Origin of the sequence: Brakhagea slesvicensis (assembly GCF_052161625.1) — a bacterium.
Lineage (GTDB): Bacteria > Planctomycetota > Planctomycetia > Pirellulales > Pirellulaceae > JBKCUI01.
Genome location: NZ_CP197412.1, coordinates 1,549,480 through 1,564,007 on the forward strand (window position 1 = coordinate 1,549,480; position 14,528 = coordinate 1,564,007).

The 14,528-nt window shown below is 53.7% G+C and carries 10 protein-coding genes; 9 read left to right on the forward strand and 1 reads right to left on the reverse strand.

Going from position 1 to position 14,528, the window contains the following annotated elements; genetic code table 11:
• The first annotated feature begins 63 nt into the window (after positions 1 to 63).
• The 4 genes from SH467x_RS06035 (at position 64) to SH467x_RS06050 (ending at position 9,256) form a co-directional block, all read left to right on the forward strand.
• A complete protein-coding gene (locus SH467x_RS06035; RefSeq protein WP_482370379.1) occupies positions 64 to 2,940 on the forward strand; it encodes a DUF1549 and DUF1553 domain-containing protein in 2,877 nt (958 codons plus the stop codon).
• 41 nt (positions 2,941 to 2,981) lie between these two features.
• Complete coding sequence (locus tag SH467x_RS06040; protein WP_482370380.1) at positions 2,982 to 4,286, forward strand: DUF1501 domain-containing protein; 1,305 nt, start codon at positions 2,982 to 2,984, stop codon at positions 4,284 to 4,286.
• Between the two features lie 79 nt (positions 4,287 to 4,365).
• Positions 4,366 to 4,860 (forward strand): hypothetical protein, encoded by a 495-nt coding sequence (locus SH467x_RS06045; RefSeq protein WP_482370381.1) that lies wholly within the window; start codon positions 4,366 to 4,368, stop codon positions 4,858 to 4,860.
• A 247-nt stretch (positions 4,861 to 5,107) separates the two neighbouring features.
• Positions 5,108 to 9,256, forward strand: coding sequence for a prolyl oligopeptidase family serine peptidase (locus SH467x_RS06050; RefSeq protein WP_482370382.1), 4,149 nt, complete (start codon positions 5,108 to 5,110; stop codon positions 9,254 to 9,256).
• Here SH467x_RS06050 and SH467x_RS06055 read toward each other — a convergent pair.
• Positions 9,223 to 10,230, reverse strand: coding sequence for a methyltransferase domain-containing protein (locus tag SH467x_RS06055; RefSeq protein WP_482370383.1), 1,008 nt, complete (start codon positions 10,228 to 10,230; stop codon positions 9,223 to 9,225). The genes SH467x_RS06050 and SH467x_RS06055 overlap by 34 nt on opposite strands.
• Positions 10,231 to 10,492: 262 nt before the next feature.
• On the opposite strand from SH467x_RS06055, the gene SH467x_RS06060 reads away from it, so the two are divergent.
• The 5 genes from SH467x_RS06060 to SH467x_RS06080 all read left to right on the forward strand — a co-directional run bounded on the left by SH467x_RS06060 (position 10,493) and on the right by SH467x_RS06080 (position 14,527).
• A complete protein-coding gene (locus tag SH467x_RS06060) occupies positions 10,493 to 11,458 on the forward strand; it encodes an alpha/beta hydrolase (protein ID WP_482370384.1) in 966 nt (321 codons plus the stop codon).
• A gap of 32 nt (positions 11,459 to 11,490) precedes the next feature.
• Positions 11,491 to 12,057, forward strand: coding sequence for an RNA polymerase sigma factor (locus SH467x_RS06065; protein ID WP_482370385.1), 567 nt, complete (start codon positions 11,491 to 11,493; stop codon positions 12,055 to 12,057).
• A complete protein-coding gene (locus SH467x_RS06070; RefSeq protein ID WP_482370386.1) occupies positions 12,050 to 12,457 on the forward strand; it encodes a hypothetical protein in 408 nt (135 codons plus the stop codon). Before SH467x_RS06065 ends, SH467x_RS06070 begins: the two co-directional genes overlap by 8 nt.
• 69 nt (positions 12,458 to 12,526) lie before the next feature.
• Positions 12,527 to 13,474, forward strand: a complete 948-nt coding sequence (locus SH467x_RS06075) for a hypothetical protein (protein ID WP_482370387.1) — start codon at positions 12,527 to 12,529, stop codon at positions 13,472 to 13,474.
• A complete protein-coding gene (locus SH467x_RS06080) occupies positions 13,475 to 14,527 on the forward strand; it encodes a type II secretion system F family protein (RefSeq protein ID WP_482370388.1) in 1,053 nt (350 codons plus the stop codon). It abuts the gene before it with no gap.
• Position 14,528 lies beyond the last annotated feature (1 nt).

Genomic DNA, 14,528 nt, shown 5'->3' on the forward strand with positions numbered 1-14,528 from the left:
CCTGATCGATCGTCGACGCCCGAAACGATTGATACGCATTGTATCTATTTTTTCGAGGCATTTATGTCCGCACTGTGGTATCGAAGCTCGTTGTGGCTCTTGACCATTTTGGTTGGTCTTCCGATTGCAAAGACGTCGCTTGCCGAAGAATTCAGCCCACCACTCGCTCGCCGATTTGCGATCGGAGCCGATGGAAAACCAGGGACCGACGAAGTACCAAACTTTCAAAAGCATATCTCGCCTCTCTTGGGGCGTCTCGGTTGCAATGGCCGTGCGTGCCATGGATCGTTTCAAGGCCAAGGGGGATTCATGCTCTCCCTATTCGGCTACGATTTTGATGTCGATCACAAAGCCCTGCTCGATGAATCAGCCGGTCGGGTGAATCTAAAGTCTCCGGGCGAAAGTCTGATTCTTACCAAACCAACCGACGAATCGATGCACGATGGGGGCAAGCGATTTGAGAAAGACGGCTGGGAATATCGCGTCCTCCAAGCTTGGATCGAAGCCGGTGCACCCAAGTCACTCAAGAAGCAGAAAGAACCCCTGGCTCTTCAGAAGCTAGCAGTTGCTCCGACGGAGATTTCTTTTGCCCAACCTGGCGAGAAGGTCCATATCCGCGCGATCGCGCATTGGAACGATGGAACCATCGAAGACGTCACCGGTCTATGCCGATTCTTTAGCAACGATACGGCCATTGCGCAAGTCGACGAGCAAGGGGTCCTAGTTGCAGGAGATCGAGGTGACACCCACGTGGTGGTTTCCTACGACAACGCGGTTGTGCCCATCGCTGTCCTCCGCCCAGCAGGACCGACCGGCCAGCTTACGGAGCAGATTGCAAAAGCAAAATCCGAGGTGGATCGGCTTGTTCTCCAGAAGCTGGACAAGCTCGGGATGGAGCCGTCTCCTGTCGCGGAGGATGCCGAGTTCTTTCGCCGTGTCTCGCTCGATGTGGCTGGGACATTGCCCACTGCCGAGCAAGTCCGAGTGTTTCTGGCGAGCAACGACCCACAAAAGCGGGAAAAAGCGATCGATGCACTGCTCGATTCGCCTGGATACGCAGCTCTATGGACGACGTTTCTTTGCGACCTAACCGGCAACAACGACGACCAACTCCGGAACTTCACATTCATCCGCGAACTCCCTCCCCAGCATTGGTACCAATGGATCTATGCTCGCATTGCGAACAACACACCCTACGATGAGATTGTCGAAGGCATTGTTACTGCAGTCTCTCGCGAGCCAGGCGAGTCCTATCGCGAGTACTGCGAGGCGATGACGCGAATCGCCAACGACAAGACCGGGAAGGCATACGCGGAACGCTCGGACATGATGTACTTCTGGGCTCGCAATAATCTCCGCACTGCCGAAGAGCGCGCTATTGCCTTCGCCTACGCATTCTGCGGTGTTCGGATCCAGTGCGCTCAGTGTCACAAACATCCCTTCGATCAATGGTCCAAAAAGGATTTCGATCAATTCGAACGTCTCTTTGACGGTGTGGTCGCCAATCAAAACTCACTGACCGCGGAAGGCAAAAAGGAATTCGATACGATTGTGGAAGAGTTAGGGGTTTCCAAGTCCGCGAAGGGAAATGATCTCGCTCGCCAACTGCAAGAAAAGTTTCGTGGTGGGGCATTCGACAAGACTCTTCCTTTCCCAGAGCTGTTTGTCCAAGTCCGAAATGACAACCGCAACAAGGGAAACAATAAAGATAAGAATAAGAAGGGTAAACAAACACCAGCACCTGTGCCAACCGCGCGTTTACTAGGCGGGGACTTCGTCGATTTATCGAAAGTCAAAGATCCGAGAGAACCTCTCATGGCTTGGCTCCGTGATCGCAACAACCCCTACTTCGCGAAGGCCTTGGTCAATCGAGTTTGGGCTCACTATTTCCAGGCCGGGATCGTCAATCCTCCTGACGATTTGAATCTCGCGAATGCACCTAGCAACGAGGCGCTTTTACAGTACTTAGCCGATGGATTCGTCGAGAGCGGCTACAACCTCAAATGGCTGCATCGAACCATTCTCAATACCGATACCTACCAACGCACCTGGCAAACAACCCCAACCAACGAAATGGATCGCCGCAATTTCTCGCACGCGTTGCTGAGAAGATTGCCAGCCGAAACCGCTTACGATGCGTTGAAGATCGCTCTTTCAAGCGATGAACAGGCCCTGTCGCTTTGCAATTTGGAAACCGATCGTGCGATGACCCTGGCAGGCGCCAGCGCTCAGACGCGAGGTCGACGCGCCGACCAATACGCCCTAAGCGTGTTCGGGCGATCGGTACGGGAAAGCAACTGCGATTGCGATCGCACCAGCGATCCTAGCCTTTTGCAAACCGTCTTCATTCGAAACGACGCGGATGTGATCCGTGCCATGTTCGATCCCAAAACAAGCTGGCTTGCACAAGTCGCTCGCGAGTCGGAATGGAAAATGGTTTCGATAGACGGACGAACCGCCCCGGTGCGCGAAGCAACTGGCCGCGAAGCCACCATGAAGGGAATGGGAGACGGGGATCCCCTGCAGAAGTCGGTTGACGATCTAGACCGTCGCGCCCGTTCGCTTCGCACTCAAATCGAACGACTCCAAGACAAGGAGGGTGCTAAGGAAAAGATTCGGGATTTGAAATCCCGCTTAGTGCTGACCGAGAAACGACTGGCGGCGCAGTCGGAACTCTTAACCAAATCGCAGGAAGAGGAGAGGCCAACTGACGCCAGCGCAGAGCAAAGCTCACTGCACGATTCCTGGAAAACAGCCGATTCGGAACGATTGAAGCAACGAATCGGCGAGGCCTATTTGCGAACTCTTTCACGACATCCCGAACTGACGGAGTTGAGTATTGCGTTCGAGGCGATCCAAAAAGCAGATTCCCCGGTTCAGGGCCTGAGCGATCTGCTCTGGGCATTGATCAACTCCAAAGAATTCATCCTCAACCACTAATACACTACGACATCCCATTTTGGAATCAAGGTAATCGCATTATGTCATCCCATTCCTATTGCGACGGAATCGCACGCCGGGACTTCATTCGAATCGGAGGGCTCTCCCTGGGAGGGCTAACTCTCACCAACTACCTGCAATGGGCCGAAGCGGGGAATGTGAAAGCTGGCCATGCCACGTCAGGGATTTTTATCGATCTGAATGGTGGCCCTTCTCACATCGATACCTTCGATCCGAAGCCAGATGCGCCCGAAGGAATTCGCGGGGATTTCAAAACGATCCCAACGAGTGTGCCAGGGATTCGTATCTCGGAGCATCTCCCAAAAATGGCAGCAGCGATGGACAAATACGCGATTTTGCGAGGAGTGTCCCACACGCTCGCGGCGCACCGTCTCGGGAGCGAGTACGTCAATACAGGGAGCCGACCCCTCTCGTCACTTGAATACCCTGGCTATGGTGCAGTCGTTTGTAAAGAACGCCCTGTCGACAAAGATCTCCCACCCTTCGTTGCAATCCCGAATGGCGGCCAGAGGCCGGGCTTCCTGGGAATTCAGTACGCGCCGTTGAATACGTCTGCCACCCCTCAGCAAAATCGGCCTTTCAATGTCCGCGGTATATCGCTTGGACAAGGGGTAACGGTAGAGCAACTGGATCGCCGCCAGAATTTATTGAAAGACCTCGACACCAAATTTGGTGCGATGGAAAGCAAGGACCAGTTGCTCACCGGACTGAATCGCTTTAGCGAGAAGGCTTACTCGATGTTGACCAGCGAACGTGCACGACTCGCATTCGATATTTCTAAGGAGTCGCCGAAGTTCGCGGAACAGTTTGGCGCCGATCCCTTCGAACAAAGCTGCTTGCTCGCCATTCGCCTGATCGAGTCGGGCGTTCGGTTCGTTTCGCTTTCCATCGGCGGTTGGGATAATCACACCGATATCTTCAATAACCTCAGCAAGAAACTCCTTCCCAAACTGGACGGCGGTGTGTCCGCGTTGCTAAACGGACTAGAACAAAAAGGGCTGCTCCACTCCACCGCTGTCATGGTCACGGGTGAATTTGGTCGTACTCCCAAGATCAATACGCGAGCCACACTCGGTGGTCGCGACCACTACCCCCGGTGCATGTTCATGCTTATGGCGGGTGGTAATGTGAAGGGAGGGCAAGTGATCGGAGAAAGCGATGACACCGGCGCGGGGCCTTTGCATGAAGGAATGAGGCCCGACGATGTCGCTGCGTCGTTCTACCACAATTTAGGTATCGATCACAAACAAGAATTCCAAACCGACACCGGTCGCCCTATCACCTTGGTTCGGGACGGATCGGTTATCCCACAGTTGTTCTCCTAAGAACGCGTTGAATCAATACACGTCGAATTTCCACCCGAATACACGTTTCGTTTTCCTTTCCCTACTCTGAGGTTTTTCTATGAAGTCCCTAGTACTTGCAGCATGCTCCTTGTTCGTTTTGGCACTCTCTCCCGTCGCGGCCTTCGCACAGGAAAAAGGTAAAAAGGCCGGACCTGCCCAACAAATGGTCAATCAGTTCATGAAGCAGTTGGAAAAAGCGGAGTTGACCGCTGAGCAATCGACCAAGGTCAAAGAGCTGATGATGAAAACGGCAAAAGACGTCGTCAAAATGCGGGCCGACGCAGAGATCACTCCCGAAATGATGAAGAAACGAACGGACGCGGGCAAAGCGGCTCGCGAAGCAGGCAAGAAAGGAAAGGAAGTCCAAGAAGCGGTAAAAGCAGCCGTTGCACTGAGCGATGCACAAACCAAAGTCTTGGCAGACGCCGAAGCTGCCGTGGCTAAGACAAAGCTGGAGGTAGGCAAGCTCCTCAAGCCTGAGCAAATCGAGAAGCTCCCGCCAATGGTCCAAGGAAGCTTGAAGGAAAAAGCACCCAAGAAGGGAAAGAAGTAGTTCCACTCGGAGCTGATTTCGCGAGATCGAAACGCGACACAGGACTCTGGTATCAAACCGGATCTCGCTAGCCTCTGCTTTGTCATCGATCCAACGCCGCGCACGACTCGCTGTTCGAAGTGGCACCCCCGGGCTAGCGTACAATCGCTAGCGGACGGGAACCAAAGGATGCAAAACCGATCTCATCCAAGTAGACTAGGAACGCGCCTACGTTCCGAAACCGTTTCTAGGATGAGTATCGAATCCGATGAGATCTTTGATTTGTTCCACTTGGTTGATGGTCTTCTTGTCGGTTATGACCACGCCGGCATCCGTCATGGGGCAAGATTTTCAACCCGATTCCCCTCAAGAACGAGGGCGCGGAGGCCGCGACGGGGGTCGCGTCTACAAGCAGCGAGTTACCCCGAATTGGATCGGCAACTCGGATCGGTTTTGGTATCGAAACGATCTCCCTCAAGGTGAACGCGAGTTCATTTTGGTGGATCCACAGGCAGGAACGCGAACCTTCGCGTTTGATCATGGTGCGGTCGCCAAAGCCATGGGCGAAAATGCTACGCCGAACAAACTGCCGATCGATCGACTGGAATTCAACGATGGCGATCGAACAATTCTCCTCATCGGCCCGTCGAACGGAAAGTCCTATCGATGGAACCCTGAGACGAACACGCTTGCTGATGCACCCCCTCCCGTTGCTCCGCCAGAAAGCACGAGAGGAAATGGACTCCGCCCCCGCGGTCGTGCAACCGGTCAGGACAGTTCGATCACCTTTGACAATCGTTCCGAAGGCCCCGTTGAAATCTTTTGGGTCAGCGGTGACAACGAAAAGCAAAGCTACGGCAAGATCGAGAAAGGGGCGACTCGAGATCAACACACCTTTGGCGGACACCGTTGGCAAATTGTCAACGCAAAGGGAGACGTTCTTGGCGAGGTCGCCGCCGAGGATGAACCGATTCGCATCACGATCGATGGTCGCCCGATTCCCGCCCGCCCACGCACAGGCTCTGGTCGGCCATCTCCTCGCGAAGCTCGATCTCGCGAATTCACTTCACCGGATGGCAAATGGAAGGGGACGATCGAAAATCAAAACGTCGTCGTCGTGAATAACGATTCCGGGGAGCGAGTTACTCTAAGCGAAGATGGGAGCGAGCTAGAGACCTACGGCCAACTCCAATGGTCTCCAGACTCCAGCACGCTCATCGCATTTCGAGAAAAGAAAATCGAGAAGCTCCCCGTGCATTGGATACGATCTTCACCGCCCGGCGGCGGTCGAGCCCTATTGGAAACCCGTCCTTATAGCTTGCCCGGCGACCCATTTCCCACCTACGAGTTGAACCTCTTTCGCATTGTCGAGCGAAAGCAGATTAAACCGATGGTCGATCGCTTTGAGCACGAATGGTTGAGGCCTCGCATTCGATTCACCCAAGATGGTGCATCATTTAGTTATGAACAAACGGATCGCGGGCACGGTCGGTTCCGGTTGATCGAAGTCAATGTGGTTGACGGTTCTATTCGCAATATCATCGACGAAAAGTCCGATACCTTCATTTGGACTGCCCACACGGAAAATCAACAATTGCAACCGGTACAGTGGCTGGAGAATGGTACCGAGTTGATATATGTCACCGAAAAGTACGGTTGGCGACAAGCCATCTTGGTCGATGCTCGAACCGGCGAAGAAAAAAGGAGATTGACTCCCGAAGGCATCGTGCTTCGAGGCATCGATTCGATCGACGAAAAGAATCGAAAACTTTGGTTTCAAGCCAGCGGGCGCGATGGGCAAGATCCGTACTTGATTCACTACGGATGCGTCTCCCTGGATGACGGAAAGCTCGTGTGGCTCACGGAGGGTAACGGGAACCATTCCATTCAGTATTCACCGAGCAAGCAGTACGTTATTGACACCTACTCGCGCGTCGATCTAGCGCCGGTGAACGAACTCCGTCGTGTCTCCGACGGTGGCTTGGTATGCACGCTCGAAACCAGCGATATGACCGAGCTTGAGGCAAGTGGATGGAAGGCACCTGAGGTCTTCGCGGCGAAAGGACGAGATGGCAAGACCGATATCTGGGGCATCATCTGCCGCCCTAAAAATTTCGATCCGAAGAAACGCTACCCCGTTATCGAAGATATCTATGCTGGCCCTCAAGGTTCCTTTGTTCCGAAAACATTCAGTCCTGCATTTCGGTACGAGTCTCTGACGCAGCTTGGGTTCATCGTTGTGAAAATCGATGGAATGGGAACAGCCAATCGCTCGAAAGCATTTCATGATGTGTGCTGGAAGAACCTCAAGGATGGAGGATTCGAGGACCGTATCCTTTGGATGAAAGAGGCAGCGAAGTCGCGTCCGGAGATGGATCTCGATCGAGTTGGTATCTACGGGACGTCCGCAGGAGGACAGAATGCGGCGGGTGCTGTGCTGTTCCATCCAGAGTTCTACAAAGTGGCTGTGGCCGCTTGCGGGTGCCACGACAATCGAATGGACAAAGCCTCGTGGAACGAGCAGTGGATGGGGTATCCGGTCGGTCCCCATTACGCCGAATGCTCGAACGTGGATAACGCCTTTCGTTTGCAGGGCAAACTCTTCCTGATCGTCGGCGAAATGGATACCAACGTTCCGCCCGAGTCGACGATGCGAGTCGCCGATGCCCTCATTCGTGCCAACAAAGATTTCGATCTGCTCGTCGTCCCGAATGGTGGACACGGGATGGGAGGGGCTTATGGGCAACGGCGTATGCACGAATTCTTCGTGCGACACCTTCTCGAGAATTCACCCCCCGCATCCCCCTTGCAAACACTTTCTTCGCAATCGAAGGACCAAGTGGCCCCGGTTGCAACGACGAAGCCGCAAGAAAAGAAAGTGACCAAGGCCTCGATTCCTGAAAATCGACCGGATGTCGAGAAGGAACTCCAGGTCAGCCTCCCCCCCAATTCTTTTTTTGAATTGGTACGTGAACGATATCGCGATAGAGCGAGGAGCTTTTACAAGAAGTATCTCGATGTCGATGGACTACCCGTTGTCGCCGCGGAAGAAGTCACGGACGAGGCTTTGCACCGAACACACAACATCGTAAGCCATATGTTGGCTGGACGGCCCGATGTTTTGCAATCCATGCAACGCAATGGAATGTACCTCATCATCATTGGAAAAGAACAGCTCTACACCGATATGCCCGAGTACAGCGATCATCCGAATCCAACATTTCAGAATGAACGCGTGCGCGGCACTGGCGGCAAGCCGACCAGCTTCGGCGAAGAGAACTTGATTGGTTTTGCGCTCGATCGATACGACGACGAGAGCATTGGCGTCCATGAGTTCTGTCATACGATCGACGGAGCGCTTCGGAGTATGGATCGAACTTGGAGCGATCGGCTGAAAGCTACCTATCAATCCGCCATTGACCAAGGTCTGTACAAGTATGCCTATGCGAGCACGAACCCAGGCGAATATTGGGCTGAGATCTGCCAAGCTTACTTCGATTGCAATCGCGTGAACAACTGGAACCACGGTCCGATCGGTACGCGCGAGCAACTGAAAACCTATGACCCAAAGGGTTATGATTTAGTTCGCGAAACGTTTCGACTCTCCGAGTCCCAAGACTGGCGGTACTCCTTCCCGCGAACCTTGCCTCAGATCGAGGCACCGCCGGCTAAACTCCCCATCGATGGCTACTACACAAAATTCTGTTGGGCCCGCGAGATGCCGGTCGTTGGCAGAAATGCTTCGGACAAAGCGATGCTGATCGCGAATGACATCGTTCGCAAAATGTTTGCCTATCGCCATGACGTGTTGAAGGCGCTCCTCGCTGCGGAGGTTCAAATCGTTGTGCTCGGGAAAGAAGAAACGTTGAGCCAGCTTCCCGAGGTTCAAAACGGGGTAGCGAAGGGAGTTTCGGTTGATCTGCTCTGCCGATTTCTCCCCTATAGCCCTGAGATCAAGCGGATCGTCGTGAGCGAAGAGAATTTGTTCGCGTCGCGAGAGGCCGGATCTTCTGCGAATAGCCATCTGATGGAGTTGTTGGCAGATGCCGTCTACAAGATCGCCATCGACCGACCGCTGGATCCAGACTGGGAATCGCGACCGCGAGGAATATGGCAGCAGTACGAACTCCGACTGGAAAGATTCGACAATCGAATGCGTTCGACGCTCGAATCGCTTCACTCCAAGCACGTGCAACAGAAGAAGTGGCTTGGGACACAGGCTTGCCATGGCCCTCGCGAGCTATGGATCTATGGGGTGTTGGCGTATTTCCATGCCGTTGGCCAATCCCCTTGCCCAACCGATTCCAAGCAACAGATTAGAAGCCGCGAGGACCTGGCGGCATACGATCCAGAACTATATGCATTGATCGCCAAAGCGATGGCCTACGAAGAGCATGTCGACTGGCGATTCAGGTAGTCACTTTCGCACATTCGATCGTCTTGCTGGGTCACGGGTAGATAGTCTATCCGAATCGAATGATGCAGACTCTCGATGGGATCACCAAATCGATAGGAGAATTCCACATCGATTTCTTGCCCAGCCAGAACCGGTGAAGGCTCATGGAGAGGAAGGATGAGGAATTGGTTGGACCATGTGGGTGAGTCGCCACGGCTTTCGACCGAAAGGAAGTTTTGGGTGACAAAGCGAAGTGCTGACACAAACCCGCTAGCCGAAACACGTAACCTGCCGCGCCATCGAACGGTATCGGGGATCGGCTCGTCGTAGAAAATATGTGCGTAGTCGACGAGTGGGCTTAACTCAATCAAGCCATCGTTGGCAGTCTTATCGGGGGCTTGAAAGATCGGCAATGGAGCGTAGTAGCCGTCGAAGTCGAAGGGATGGTGGATCATCTGAACCATCAATCTTGACGCCTCAGGCATGAAGCGAGGTAGTTCTTCGTTCCAATGGCGCAAGTAGTTTTCTTTGAAGGCCTCCAAGACACTTGTCTGTTTTTCGCGAAGCAAAGCGACATGGAGCATCTCGCATACCACAACGTCGACAGGCTGCGAGGGGATAAACTCGGTCGCATCCCCCTCCACCACTGTGACTTGCTGATCCAAGCCGTTTGCCTGCAAGGTACGACGAGCGAACGACACCAATTCAGGATTCCGTTCGACGCAGGTCACCGTCGCACCGCAACGGGCAGCAAAACTGGAGAGAATTCCTGTACCACCACCAAGCTCCAGCACGTGCATCCCAGGTCGGACATGCAATTCCAACGCGCGGCGAAAGCCTTCCAAACGTTGCTTATCCTGCAGCATTTGAAAATGGTAGTGCAACGGTATGTATTGGCCCAAAACGCTTTGTTCCGCATTCTGATTCGTTTCGAACACGCAAGCTGCACGGATTTCAGCGTCGAGCATACTGGCAGAGGAGACTGGAGTGGCCACTTGATTTGATTTTGGCTAGCGAATCGGAGACGAAGCAGTCCTCCCAAAGCAGGACCCTGTCTGGAACTGTAGCCTTTTCCAGCACGCTGCGACAAGGGCATCCTAGAACTCGACTGCCCCGCCGTAGGATGCCATCCACCACGACTTGCTTCGCCTCCATCCCTTCGAATTCCATGGAGCTGGCTGCAAATCCGCCTGTTGGTCCCTTTCTCAAGTAGAATAGATCGGTCCTTTCCATCTCTCATTTCGCTGGAATTCTGCCATGAAGTGCTTTGGCCTCATTCTTTTGTCGATGACCTCGATCACGGTCTCGTCCGTCGTATTTCTCGGGACAGTCGTGTTGCTTGGGACAACGGTGTTGGGGCAGGACGATTCCGAGGTTGTCCATCGTCAAGCATCCGCTGCGCTGAGTGAAGCTCCGGGGAAGGAGTTTGTTTACAAGCAATCGGGAGGTAAGGAGAAGGTCATGGAGATCTATTTCCCCAAGGATCATGACCCGTCAGCGAAGCGAGTTCCTGCAATTCTGATGTTCCATGGGGGTGGCTGGTCAAGTGGCTCTCTGAAGCAGTTCCGGGCTGCATGCCAATACTTTGCGAGCCGGGGGATTGTGGCAGCGACCGCCAATTACCGAATGCTCGATAAGGGGGAAGCAGCCAAACTGAATCGATCGACTTCGAAGAAGCGGGTATGTGTGACCGATGCGAAGAGCGCGATTCGCTGGATGAAACAGAATGCAGAGAAGTTGGGAATCCATCCTGAGAAGCTCGTTGTAGGAGGGGGCTCAGCGGGCGGTCATGTAGGCCTTCTTGCTACTACCAATCCGGATTTGAACGACCCCAACGACCCGCTCGAAATATCCACACGCGTCGCTGGCTATGTTCTGTTCAATCCTGCCTTCACCGAGGAGGATTCGGTGGATGCTGAAATCGATGGCCAGAAGCATATAGGTGCCGTGGACGCCCCCGCAGTTGTTTTCTTTGGGACCAACGATCCATGGAAAAAAGGCTGGGATGGTGTCGAAGCAAAGTGGAGGAACGTCGAACGAAGCCAATTGCAAGTCTTCTTGGCTCCGCAACAACCGCACGGCTTTTTTAATCGCGGAGCATGGCAAATCGCCACCTTGCGCGAAGCGGACGTATTCTTGGCATCCATTGGAATTCTCAGCGGGGAGCCGACTTTAGCCCCCGCCGAATCGGCAAGGCTGGAAAAACAAAATTCGGTTAGATAATTCTCTTGGGGCGAAACATCTACGATTCTACGATGTGCGAAGATTCCCTTTCCAATCAGATCCGCCAGTATGCCGAACGAATGTCGGAGGATGCTCCGTCGGCATTGGCTGGCCTATTCGATTTGACCGCACAGCGTTTGGTCCGTTTCTCCATCACCATCACTCGAAATCAGCACGATGCCGAGGATGCCGTTCAAGCGGCGTTGATGTCTGCCGTGGCACGCCCGGCAATGCTGACGAATGCACAAGAACCTTGGCACTATCTTTTGCGGATGGTTCGCAATGAATCGTTGATTGTCCTTAGAAAGAAGCGCCGCTGGACACTGGGGTTGGGGATCGGGGATTTGCTCGCGTACCGCACCACGGATGGTCTCGAGCAAGAAGACATGCATCGTGAGGTTCTCAAGGCTCTTCGCTCCATACCGCTCGAGCAGAGACAGGTTGTCGTTCTCAAGATTTGGGAAGAGCTGACGTTTCAAGAAATCGCGGAGGTACTGGAGTGCTCGCTTCAGACCGCAGCAAGTCGTTTTCGCTATGCCATTCAGAAGTTAGCTCCCAAGTTGGTTTCGTTACGAGGGGAGTCCGTCCGAGATGGCTAGACAGACTCAGGACCCCAATTCTTTCGGAAATGATGACGAGCGTGTGATCGAGTGGATCCGCGGAGCAAAGGATTACATCGTCCCCACCGATGACTTGCGCCCGCGACTATTGGAAGCAGCCAAAGATTGGTCGGATGCGAAAGAAGGCGAGCGGCGCATCGGTTACGCAATCATCGGTGTTGCAGTGATCGCGTGGTGTAGTTCACTCTGCTGGCCTTGGTTGGCCTCGATTCAGGCTCGTCAAACACCTCGCACCTACGAAGCGATAAAACAGCGGACGTTGGAAATTCACGATACCACGACTACCGATATTCATGACGCTACCTTGCAAGCCTACGAAGAGTGGCGAGCCGAATCGCAGCGAAGGCTGCCGATCGCCAATCAAATCCTCTCCAAGTAACTAAATAAATCCCTGCGTGCACTGCATCTGTTGGGTAACCCCCCCGACCGACCGCGTGGAGCACCGAGCATGGGAACACTTCTAGAACAGCAAGCCAGCCTGAGCGACTTCCTCGAATTTCAGAGGGAGCTACAAGATCTGCTCATAGCCAGCAACCTTTCGAGCCGATCGCCCTGGGGGAATCCCCAGCGCCTCGCACGGCAAATCGAAACCTATTCGAATGAGTTCGCAATGCAGGTCGGGCGGGGAAAAAGCTTTGAAGATGCGTTGGATGCGAGATCGGATTTCTCCTTTCCAGTACGTTTATCTTGGAACGCGTGGTTAGCGACCCAGCGATCGCCCGAATCGTTTGAACTTTTGCAGCCTCCTTTCGCGAAGATTCCTGGGACAAGACGGACATGGTTCTTGCCCTTGCAGTTGGCCATACTTCTTGTCCTGGCATTTCTCATACTCATTGTTTGGAGCGCATGGGGAGCGAGAGCACTGCTGTTTGTTTATCGCGATTCGCATCTGCAGCCTGGCATTCTCGTCCGTTGGATGAAACAGATTTCCGACCTGCCGTTTGGGCTGTGGATTGGAATCTTGGCTCTTGCGTTTCTCGCGATCTTTTCTCTCTATCGATGGATTCAGCGACGGGAGGGGGCGAGGTGGAACGAACGCTCTTCCGAGGTGATCGCCATCACCAAATGGCAAAAAGGAAAGTTCATCGAGCTCCTTACTTCTCGGAACCACACGATCGAATCGGCGACCGATCTATTAAGGTCCATTGAGAAAGCCCCTTCGGCAGCAGAGACCGTGAGCGAAGAACCAGTCTCCAGCGGTTTGATCCACAAGAATTGGCTAGCTGTTTGGGGAGCCGATTGGGCATTCGAAAAGCGGATGACATTCAAAGTCTCTTCAGCCCCCTACATGGTATTCCTGGCCATGAGTGGCTTGATCGTTTTCGGCGTAGGCCTCGCTGTGTTCGGTCCTATGATCGAACTGCTTTACGCATTACTGCCTGCGGGAGCATTCTAAATGAGCACCGAACGACCTGCTTACTTGATCAAGATCGACGAAGCCCTCGAGAGCCGTCAGCCCTTAGCGGAGTTCTTAGAGACTGGGCTTAGCGAGGTTTATTCCAAGGCTGACCCACGCACGAGGAGGTGGATGACTAAACTTCGAGATTCCGCAACCGCAGAGGAGTTGCTCGGCTCCAACGGGGCATCTGCTTTGCTTCCTGTCCTGTTGCGGTATTCCGAACAAGATATGGCGGGCCTTCGGCGTGACTCGAAAATACTTCTTCGAACTCCCTCGCTTCCAACACGAGCGTGGAGTGCGTTCGTGAACTACCCTGCGATCGTGTTGGCTGTCACGATGACTCTGTTCCTGATGCAAGCGTACTGGATCTCTCCCGTCTTCGAGCAGATGTTTCGGGAGTTCCAATTGAGGCTTCCATCCATCACCCGATTGGTCTTTACCGTCAATGCTTGGACACGGGACTACATCCTTGCTTTCTCCATCATGGTGATTGCCGGATATCTTCTGTGGGGGAGTCTCAAGGTCTTTGGGGCTAGTATCGTCGATCGGCTGCAATCGTTTCGACCCATTGGATTGCTGGTTTCAGGGAGCCGACGAAACTTACTTGCCATGTCGCGATTCCTTCAAACCCTTGCCGAGCTGAAAGAGCTAGGGGCGATGGATCGTGACGCCATCAGCGTTGCAGCGAAGACAAGCCAGAGCCATTGGCTGCAGTGCAATGCAAAGAGCTTAGTCGACACACTGGAGCGAGACTCGGTAAAACGTGGCGTGAAGAAATGGGAAGCGACGGGCGATGTCGCACAGCCTGCCGGCGTGGATCTCCCGTATCCTCCGCTGTTAATTCAAACATTGCAAGAAACCAGCGACCCGCATGCTCCAGCGTTTCTTCGTGCTCTAGCCGATTCCTATCGCACACGAGCAGAGATTTTTCTTGAGAAAACTGAACAAACCGCTTCACCTTGGGCGGTCTTTCTAACGGGAATATTGGTTCTGATGTTGATTCTGGCGCTCCTCCTGCCACTTGTCTCCTTGGTCACTGCGCTCTCGTAAG

Bases quoted from the DNA above. Each gene is read 5' to 3' on its own strand.
- SH467x_RS06045 (WP_482370381.1), top strand. From the start codon at position 4,366: ATGAAGTCCCTAGTACTTGCAGCATGCTCCTTGTTCGTTTTGGCACTC.
- SH467x_RS06040 (WP_482370380.1), top strand. From the start codon at position 2,982: ATGTCATCCCATTCCTATTGCGACGGAATCGCACGCCGGGACTTCATT.
- SH467x_RS06080 (WP_482370388.1), top strand. From the start codon at position 13,475: ATGAGCACCGAACGACCTGCTTACTTGATCAAGATCGACGAAGCCCTC.
- SH467x_RS06065 (WP_482370385.1), top strand. From the start codon at position 11,491: ATGTGCGAAGATTCCCTTTCCAATCAGATCCGCCAGTATGCCGAACGA.
- SH467x_RS06035 (WP_482370379.1), top strand. From the start codon at position 64: ATGTCCGCACTGTGGTATCGAAGCTCGTTGTGGCTCTTGACCATTTTG.
- SH467x_RS06050 (WP_482370382.1), top strand. From the start codon at position 5,108: ATGAGATCTTTGATTTGTTCCACTTGGTTGATGGTCTTCTTGTCGGTT.
- SH467x_RS06060 (WP_482370384.1), top strand. From the start codon at position 10,493: ATGAAGTGCTTTGGCCTCATTCTTTTGTCGATGACCTCGATCACGGTC.
- SH467x_RS06070 (WP_482370386.1), top strand. From the start codon at position 12,050: ATGGCTAGACAGACTCAGGACCCCAATTCTTTCGGAAATGATGACGAG.
- SH467x_RS06075 (WP_482370387.1), top strand. From the start codon at position 12,527: ATGGGAACACTTCTAGAACAGCAAGCCAGCCTGAGCGACTTCCTCGAA.